We start from the raw sequence: 7,899 nt of genomic DNA on the forward strand, positions 1-7,899 counted from the left end.
GTAATGACGATGGTCGGAGACGATCCCCGATCCATCCGCGCCGCCAAGCGGATGCCCCCTCGCCGCGGCGACAAGCGCCTCGGCCTGCGCGACGGAGAAACCTTGCGGGCCAACCGGCGCCCGGCCCCATTCGGGAACCGCAAGATGCGTCACGCCGTTTGCGGTGCCGGATTATCGGCCACGCCGTCCTGTGCCGCGGCAACCTTCCCGACCAGCGCCTCATAGGCATCGTCTGCGAAGGGCACGCGCACGAACCAGCTCTTGCGCTCCAGCCCGTCGATTCCCGGCGGCGCCTTCAGCACGCGCTGACCGATGAAGCCACTCCCGAGCACCGCATGGATCCGTCCCCAGTCCTCGAAGAAATACTCCTGGAGCAATGGAATGATCTTGTCGCGCATGACCGCGTCGACATCGGTGCGCGACGCGCAATGCATGAAGAAGGCGTGGCCGATGCGATGCTCGCGATCGACCAGATATTCGATCCGCTCGTTGATGGTTTCGAGAGCCTCCCGAAGCGGCACGGCGGAACGCCCCTCCGCGTCCACGAGCAGTTCGGGGTCTGGCGCGACCTCCCGGAAGGTGAAGCGCCGACGCAGCGCGGTGTCGAGCAAGGCGATGGACCGGTCCGCCGTGTTCATCGTGCCAAGGATGTGCAGGTTGGCCGGCACCCCGAACGGGGCCTTGGAGTAAGGCAGGCGGACGGTCAGGCCATTGCCCATGCCGAGCCGCTTGTCGGGTTCGATCAGCGTGATCAGCTCTCCGAACACCTTGGAGATGTTGGCGCGGTTGATCTCGTCGATGATCAGGACATGGCCTTCGGGCGTCCCCGTCCCGCTCCCGTCGTCGCCGGTCGCCACCGTCTGTTCAAGACCGTCCCAATTCACATGACGGCTGTCCATCTGGTAGACCGAGACCTGGCTCAGCTCCTTATTGTAGACCTGCTCGCGGGGCAGGCTTTCGTCGCTGTGCCAGAGCCAGCGAACCGCCCGGCGATGGTTGTATTCGCCGTTCACGCCGGGCACGAACCGATAGGGTCCGGTGACTTCGCCGATCGCACGGAACTTGCGGTTGCCGTCGGAGACGACGACCAGCGATCCGATCTCCATGTTGATGCGGAAGGTGAACATCTGCGACATGTTCGGGTCGTTGCCGCTGGCGTCGGGATGATCCTGCCGCCACCGCTCCTTGATCGCGTCCCATTGATCGTAGCGCGGATCGGACCAGTCGACGTCGCCGCCCCAGCCGAGGACCACATAGCCCTCGCGAATGGCTTCCTGGTAGATGAGGTCGTCACGTGACGACCAGCTCCGGCCGAGCGACATCTTGAACACCTTGCGGCTGCGATCGATTACGGCCCGGTCGCCCTGCCCCACCTTGCCGCGGTTGCTCCCGGCAACATCGGCGATCCGCTTGAAGATCCCGTCCTGGGGCTGAAGGCTGAAGCCGGCGGGCGCATCGGCGCCATCCTCGCCCTCGCCCGACACGGGACGCAGGCCTTCGACGAAATCCTCGTAGCTGAAATTCTGATGGAAGGTGACGAACTCGATGCGGCCCTTCTGGCTCAGTGCGCGATAAAGCGACATCAGCTCGTCACGGTCCTCCGGGACCGCCTCACCGCACAGGCGCACGGCCTCCCGCGCAGTCTCATAGGTCTTGCCCGTCCCCGGAGGGCCGTAGAGGATGAGGTTGGTCGGCATGGTCATTCTCTTTCTCGTTCCAGCCCGATCGGCCGGTTTCTCCTCGACGGGCGGCAAACGCTCCTGGCAGGTTTCCCAGATGAAGCCCTGCACGTCCCACAGGTCGCGCGGCCTCCAGCCCCATTCCTCCTCCATGATCGCGAAGATGCGCCTCGCCAGATCCAGCACCGCCGCCAGTTCCGCCGCACCGAGAGGCTGGGCGCCAAAAGCGGGGGAGCCCATCAGCATCCGCGCGGCATTGTCGGTGGGTCTCGAGCGAATGCCGAGCATCGCCCGTGGATCGACCAGGGCCCGGATCATCGTGGGGATCGTGCGGCTTTCCGCCAGAGGCCGGCTTGTCGTCCATTTCTCGCAGAGATGAGGCCAGATGCGCTCGGCGCATTCGGTCACCGCAGCGATCGCATCGGGCGCGCGCGCCAGCTTGCCAGCGGACTCTTCCATCACGCCCGGGTCGCTCGCGCGGATATCGGCGACCATCCTGGCCACGCGCCAGTCGAGCAGGTTGCTCTCAAGCCCGGCCTTGCCCGACGCGAGATCGAGCAGAGCAGCGCCAAGCACCGCATCGTCGGACGAGCGATGTTCCTCCATCATTTCTTCGGCGCGAATGAGAAGCGCGCGCTTGTAGTTATCCTCGGCCGATGCATAGCTTGCACTGTCGCCGAAATCCCGAAAGTCGGGATGCTTCTCGACGAACAGCTTCCGCAGGCGCTCAAGCATGCTTCGGTCGAAGCGGGTCAGCGTGTAGCGGAAAATCGTGAACGGGCTGTCGTTCTTGCCCGTCCGCACCGGCGGCGGAACATCGGCGAGCGCCTGCATCTTGGGACCGGCAAGGGCCTGGCAGATATTCTTGTAGTGGTTCTTGAGCTCGAGCGCGGCGTTGATCTCGCGGACGGGGATCTCCACAATGGCCTCGCCCGCCCCGCGCGCCGGCGCAAAATAATGCTCCATCGCATGCCGGCGAACCCGGTCGGCGTCTCCCTGCTCTTCCCCCGCCTCGCCCCGGCAAAATTCCCGATAGGCCTCCGCACCCCGCAAGGCCGTTCGCAACCGCTCATCATAATTGTTCGAACGCGGAACCAGCACGGCAGGCGGCGTATTGTGCGGCAGATCGTCGATCGATTGCCGCAGCGCCGCGAGCAGCGCCTCCATCGCGTCGCGTTCATAGGCCTGGTCCAGATCCCGGTCGACCAAGCCATAGTCGGGCATCGCCGCCTCGACCCGGCGCATCCGGCTGATGTCGCTGGTTACCGAATGCTCGGCATAGCCCTTGGCCATCAGCCACGCTCGAAATTCGTTCTCTCTCACTGTTCCTCCGGCCAGACCCGACTGTCACGCCGCAACGATCCATTAAGCATCGTCTGTTCACATTCCGTAAAGCGCCCACGAATGTGGTGCCGCAATGGCGGCCGAAACCAGTCCGCTGACCCAGGGTTCACCAAACGCCCGACCTCTTTTGCGGGCACCGCGCCCCTCGCAGATGGATACTAACGATTTCTCGCGCCAGCGAGCAGCAGGGCGTTTGTCGTCCGCGGATGCGCCGCGATCACTTGGGTCGCCCATTGTCAGTATCTCACGGATCATTCACGCCGCGGCAGCCGCGTTTCAAGCCTCAGGCGCCACCCTGGCAGCCTGCGTCTCCGCACAAGCTGCATCCAGGCTACTACTCCGTCCACACTTCCGCGCAGGCGCTGGAGGACGGCGAACGATGCATCGCTGAATTGGGGTGGAAGCTGCAAAGCGCAGGTGGCCAGCGCACAACCTTAGGTACGATCCCAGTGTTCGCTGAAAAGGGTTGACCTCGGAGGGCAGATGCAGCGAACGGGGTTAGCGTCCGCGCTCGTGGTGTAATTTCTGGTGTAGATTGAGATGATCGCATGGGGTGGGGCATGCCCCACCCCATGCGATTTCGATCTCGGTGGCCACCGGGCTCATCGGTAAGGTGGAGTTACCACACTTCACACGCCCACCGAGGAGTTGATCCCGATGACCGACGACAGACTACCGCTTGCCGAGCTGATGGCGAAGACTGGAGATGGAGATTTCCTGCGCACGATCGCCGAGAGCGTATTACAGATCATCATGGAGGCCGACGTCGATGGCCTGGTCGGCGCTAGCCGACACGAGCGCTCCGGCGACCGGACGACCTGGCGGAACGGCTACCGCGACCGCAGCCTCGATACCCGGCTCGGCACGCTCAACCTGAGGATTCCCAAGCTACGGACCGGCGCCTACTTCCCTGGCTTCCTGGAACCCAGGAAGACCGTCGAGAAGGCGCTGGTCGCGGTGATCCAGGAGGCGTGGATCGCCGGCGTCAGCACCCGGCGTGTCGACGAGCTGGTGCAGGCCATGGGCATGACCGGCATCTCCAAATCCTCGGTGTCCAAGCTGTGCAAGGATATCGACGAACGTGTCCATGCCTTCCTTAAGCGGCCGCTCACCGGCGACTGGCCCTACCTCTGGCTCGATGCTACCTACCTCAAGGTGCGCGAGGGCGGGCGGATCGTCAGTGTCGCCGCGATAATAGCCGTTGCCGTCAACACCGAGGGCAAGCGCGAAATCGTTGGCCTTCACATTGGACCCTCCGAAGCCGAGCCATTCTGGTCGAGCTTCCTCAAGGACCTCGCACGCCGCGGACTGACCGGCGTGAAGCTGGTCATCTCCGATGCCCACGAGGGCCTCAAGGCAGCGATCACTCGCGTGCTCAGCGCCACCTGGCAGCGGTGCCGCGTCCACTTCATGCGCAATGCCCTGGCCTACGTGCCCAAGGGCCAGAACACCGTCGTCGCCGCTGCCATCCGCCAGGTCTTCCTCCAGCCCGACCATGCCGCCGCGACACAGGTCTGGCGCCAGGTCGCCGACCAGTTGCGTACCCGCTGGCCAAAGCTCGGCGCCTGCATGGACGATGCCGAGCACGACGTGCTGGCCTACATGACCTTCCCCGAGCAGCACCGCGTCAAATTACATTCCACCAATCCACTGGAACGCCTGAACAAGGAAGTGAAGCGCCGCGCCGATGTCGTCGGCATCTTCCCGAACGAGGATAGCATCATCCGCCTCGTCGGCGCCGTCCTGCTGGAGCAGAATGACGAATACCAGCTCCAGCACCGCTACATGCAGATCGAGGGCATGGCCGCCCTTGCTACACCAATGATCGAGGAGGCACAGCCGCTACAGATTACACCCAAGGCCGCCTGAAAATGCAGCCCGCTGGCCACACCCAATTCTACACCACATTGACGGACGCGACCCGAACGGGCTGCCTGCCCAGCCTTGGAGGCCAGCATTGAAAGCTATTCAACCGCTTGTATTCATCGCCCAAAACTACTTCACCAAGTTCCCGCAGCTTGCCGCAAACACGTCCGGACCAAACCGCCGACGCATGTGGTTTGCGACCTTCTTCGCATAGGGTCAACGATAATAAGTCAGTTCATCGGTATCTGGGCGTCAACAATAGCGCGAGCGACGAGCTCGGAGCGCCGGAAAACACCGTAGCGTTGCTTGGCTCTGGATATGAAATACCGCACCGAGGTCTGAGCAATTCCGAGGATCTCGCCGATCTCCCAGTCGGTCTTGCCGAGCGCGATCAGCGCAGTGCATTCGGCCTCGCGGCGCGTAAGCCGAGGAACATTGCGGCCTTGCATGGCGTGATGAAGATAAAGGCCAGTCTTGAACGCGAAGCCTGCGACGATCTGGAGCGTGGTCATCAAAGACGGTGTGATCGCGATCGGCGTCGGGCGGGAAAAGGTACAGGATGCGTATGTCTCGCTCGGTATGTGCAGCGGCACAGTGATGCCGTGAATGATCCCGTAGCCCTGCGCTTCCTCGAAAAGGGCATGCTGGTGATCGGCAAGCTCGACGTAGTTGGTGATCTCGTCCCAGCCGAACGGTCGGTCGAGTTGATAGCTTACCTCATATACCGGATCGATGATGAAATAGTGGTTCTCGATGTAGGATTGGACGAATTCCGCAGGATAGTTAGTGACAACCATAGAACGCTCGACCAGCCGTGGAAGACCGCCATGCTGAACGAGCGCAACAAAGGGGAAGCCCATCTGCCGCGCGGCATCGGCTAGTCCGTCGCGCAGTGCCTCGATCGAGGATGCCCTGTTGAGGCGTGAGAGCGCTTTGCGCAGGTGCGGTCCGACATACATGGCTTCCTCCTCGTCGGGCGCGTGGCTCTTTGTCCGCTCACCCGTTCCTGAAACTAGTCGTGCAATGGGTTCTCCGAGACGGTAGCGTCGGATGTGAGCGGTGAAAGCAAACGCACTGTAATCTGCGCCAAGGATGCCAGATGGGCGCGAAACGCATCGAGCGTCCCGAGGCAATGAGCGGCGATAATCGTCAGCATGGCGTCGGCATAGAACTGGCGGGTACGGGTCATTGAACAAAGATGATTATGGAATGACCGCACAGGCGATTCGCTCGCCGGCGCCCCCCGATCGGTTGCGTCCTATAGTCATCAGGATTGGCGTGGATTACCGGCGCCGACCCGTCCGCATCTTTGAGCGCAGGTCGACCATCGGCACCACTGGCCGAAACCAGCGTGGAGTAGAGCTCGACCGTGACACTGCCGTCTTCCTGCACATGGATATTGGGCAGGTCGCCGGCATCGTTTGCACCCTCGACCCGGAATCCATGCACGATCGGCTTTTCCGAATGGACATGACCACCGGCGCCCTGGAAAGCCGCGTCTCCGCAATCCGCCTTCTCGTGGAAATGGACGCCGTGCCAACCCGGCGGCAAGCCGCGCGCCTCGATCCGAAGCAACGCGCCTTTGGACGCATCGGTAAGGCGAGCGCCGTGTCCGCGGATCAGCTTGCGACCGTCAAGAAACTGATCGCCTCGCTCAATGCGGATGCGCGCATCCTGACCTGCGATCACGGCCGCGTGCCGCTCGACGCCATTCTCGACACCGGGCTGTTCGATGAAGAGAAGGCCGCGCAGCATCCGCTCTGGGCCAAGGAGCTCTACGGCTACGCCAGCCATCAGCCGGAGACCGAGGAATATGGCATCGAAAGCTTCGTCTACCGTGCGCGCGCACCCTTTGACCCAGCGAAGCTCCATGCATTCCTGGTTACGGATGGTCTCGACAATGTCGTGCGCGCCAAGGGGCATTTCTGGCTGGCGACGCGGCCCGAGTGGGTGGGCGAGCTGGCCGTTGCTGGCTCGCAGACGATGACCTCGCGCATGGGGTGCTGGTGGGCGAGCATTCCCAAAAACCAATGGCCCGATGATGATCGCTTCGAGCGGTTTGTCGCGGCCCACTGGGACAATGTGTGGGGCGACCGGCGGCAAGAACTGGTGTTCATCGGGATCGGCATGGACGAAGCCCGCATCCGGCCCCGGCTCGATGAATGCCTGATGCCGGTCCGCACGTTCACCCCGGAACTCTGGATGGGCCTGAGGGATCCATTCCCGTCATGGACGCCCGCCGAGGCCGAGGCCGCCTGACACAGGCGCCCTTGGGCCGGGCCGGAGGCCAGGGTGCCGTGCTGGATGGCAGGAACATATGCTAGTCCGCGCCCGTTGCTGACCAAAGTGACATGAGCCTGCCCGCCCTGATGCTGATTATTTCTACGCCTCCCGATTGCCGGACGAGCCCATTGGAGGATCGAGGGCATTCATAGCCGCACAGTGGAGCCGTGTACGATCCGGTCCGGCGCCACTGCCGACCGCGCTCACGGCCTCATCCACTCTACCTCTTTCGTTCCGAACTACGGGGCGCGAACACATCTCTGCCGTATAACTTGCGCATGTGGGTGGCGACCTTGGAGGCATAACTGCGCTGCCGCCACGCAGTGGGACTGTGGTAGATGCCGACCGCCGCCCAATAATTGCCAGTCGCCTCCAGCCCGGAGAGGAAAATCCAGCGTGCGGCTTCGGCGTTGAAGCAGGCGTCGTAGCGCAGCCAGTGTCGGACCTGATGCTCGGGCCTATCGATTACTCGAGCTAGGCGCGGCACCCACCATGTGTTGATCTGGAGTGGCCCGAGATCGTGCGTTCCGTTGGTATTGGCGACCTCTGCGCCGATCCAGCCCGCCTCTTGCTCGCGCAGGCCCCAGAGCGTCTTTTCGAGCCAGCCATAGCCGCGCGCGGCGACGCGAATGCAGCGAGCGATCTCAGCCGCCTCGCCAGGCGCGCCCGGTTTCGCCAGCGCAGGCGCGGGCGTCAGCGCGGCGGGCAGGAACGCAATCGCCGCGAG

At 63.3% G+C, this 7,899-nt stretch carries 7 protein-coding genes; 2 read left to right on the top strand and 5 right to left on the bottom strand.

The window, feature by feature from the left end:
* Nucleotides 1–149: 149 nt before the first annotated feature.
* Nucleotides 150–3,002, bottom strand: coding sequence for a DUF8426 domain-containing protein (locus BHQ40_RS26585; protein WP_021688147.1), 2,853 nt, complete (start codon nucleotides 3,000–3,002; stop codon nucleotides 150–152).
* A gap of 678 nt (nucleotides 3,003–3,680) precedes the next feature.
* Here BHQ40_RS26585 and BHQ40_RS23235 point away from each other — a divergent pair.
* On the top strand, nucleotides 3,681–4,892 hold the full coding sequence (locus tag BHQ40_RS23235; RefSeq protein WP_011950834.1) for an IS256 family transposase: 1,212 nt from the start codon (nucleotides 3,681–3,683) through the stop codon (nucleotides 4,890–4,892).
* A gap of 227 nt (nucleotides 4,893–5,119) precedes the next feature.
* Here the strand turns inward: BHQ40_RS23235 and BHQ40_RS23240 are convergent, their stop codons facing one another.
* The 3 genes from BHQ40_RS23240 to BHQ40_RS27005 are packed head-to-tail and all read right to left on the bottom strand — an operon-like array spanning nucleotide 5,120 to nucleotide 6,683.
* The gene (locus tag BHQ40_RS23240; RefSeq protein WP_021243116.1) at nucleotides 5,120–5,848 is read right to left on the bottom strand and encodes a helix-turn-helix transcriptional regulator; all 729 of its coding nucleotides are present in this window, start codon (nucleotides 5,846–5,848) and stop codon (nucleotides 5,120–5,122) included.
* Nucleotides 5,849–5,901: 53 nt separating this feature from the next.
* Nucleotides 5,902–6,078: a hypothetical protein gene (locus tag BHQ40_RS26390; protein WP_021688148.1), complete on the bottom strand. Its 177-nt coding sequence runs from the start codon at nucleotides 6,076–6,078 to the stop codon at nucleotides 5,902–5,904.
* Nucleotides 6,075–6,683: a superoxide dismutase family protein gene (locus BHQ40_RS27005; protein ID WP_354321743.1), complete on the bottom strand. Its 609-nt coding sequence runs from the start codon at nucleotides 6,681–6,683 to the stop codon at nucleotides 6,075–6,077. Before BHQ40_RS27005 ends, BHQ40_RS26390 begins: the two co-directional genes overlap by 4 nt.
* On the opposite strand from BHQ40_RS27005, the gene BHQ40_RS27010 reads away from it, so the two are divergent.
* A complete protein-coding gene (locus BHQ40_RS27010; protein WP_171905943.1) occupies nucleotides 6,585–7,148 on the top strand; it encodes a GTP-binding protein in 564 nt (187 codons plus the stop codon). The two genes, BHQ40_RS27005 and BHQ40_RS27010, sit on opposite strands and share 99 nt — an antisense overlap.
* Before the next feature lie 244 nt (nucleotides 7,149–7,392).
* On the opposite strand, the gene BHQ40_RS23250 is transcribed toward BHQ40_RS27010, so the two are convergent.
* Nucleotides 7,393–7,899: lytic transglycosylase domain-containing protein (locus BHQ40_RS23250; RefSeq protein WP_031290286.1), on the bottom strand; the 507-nt coding region annotated here is incomplete at its 5' end.

It is taken from the genome of Sphingobium phenoxybenzoativorans (genome assembly GCF_001757355.1).
Taxonomy (GTDB): Bacteria; Pseudomonadota; Alphaproteobacteria; order Sphingomonadales; family Sphingomonadaceae; genus Sphingobium; species Sphingobium phenoxybenzoativorans.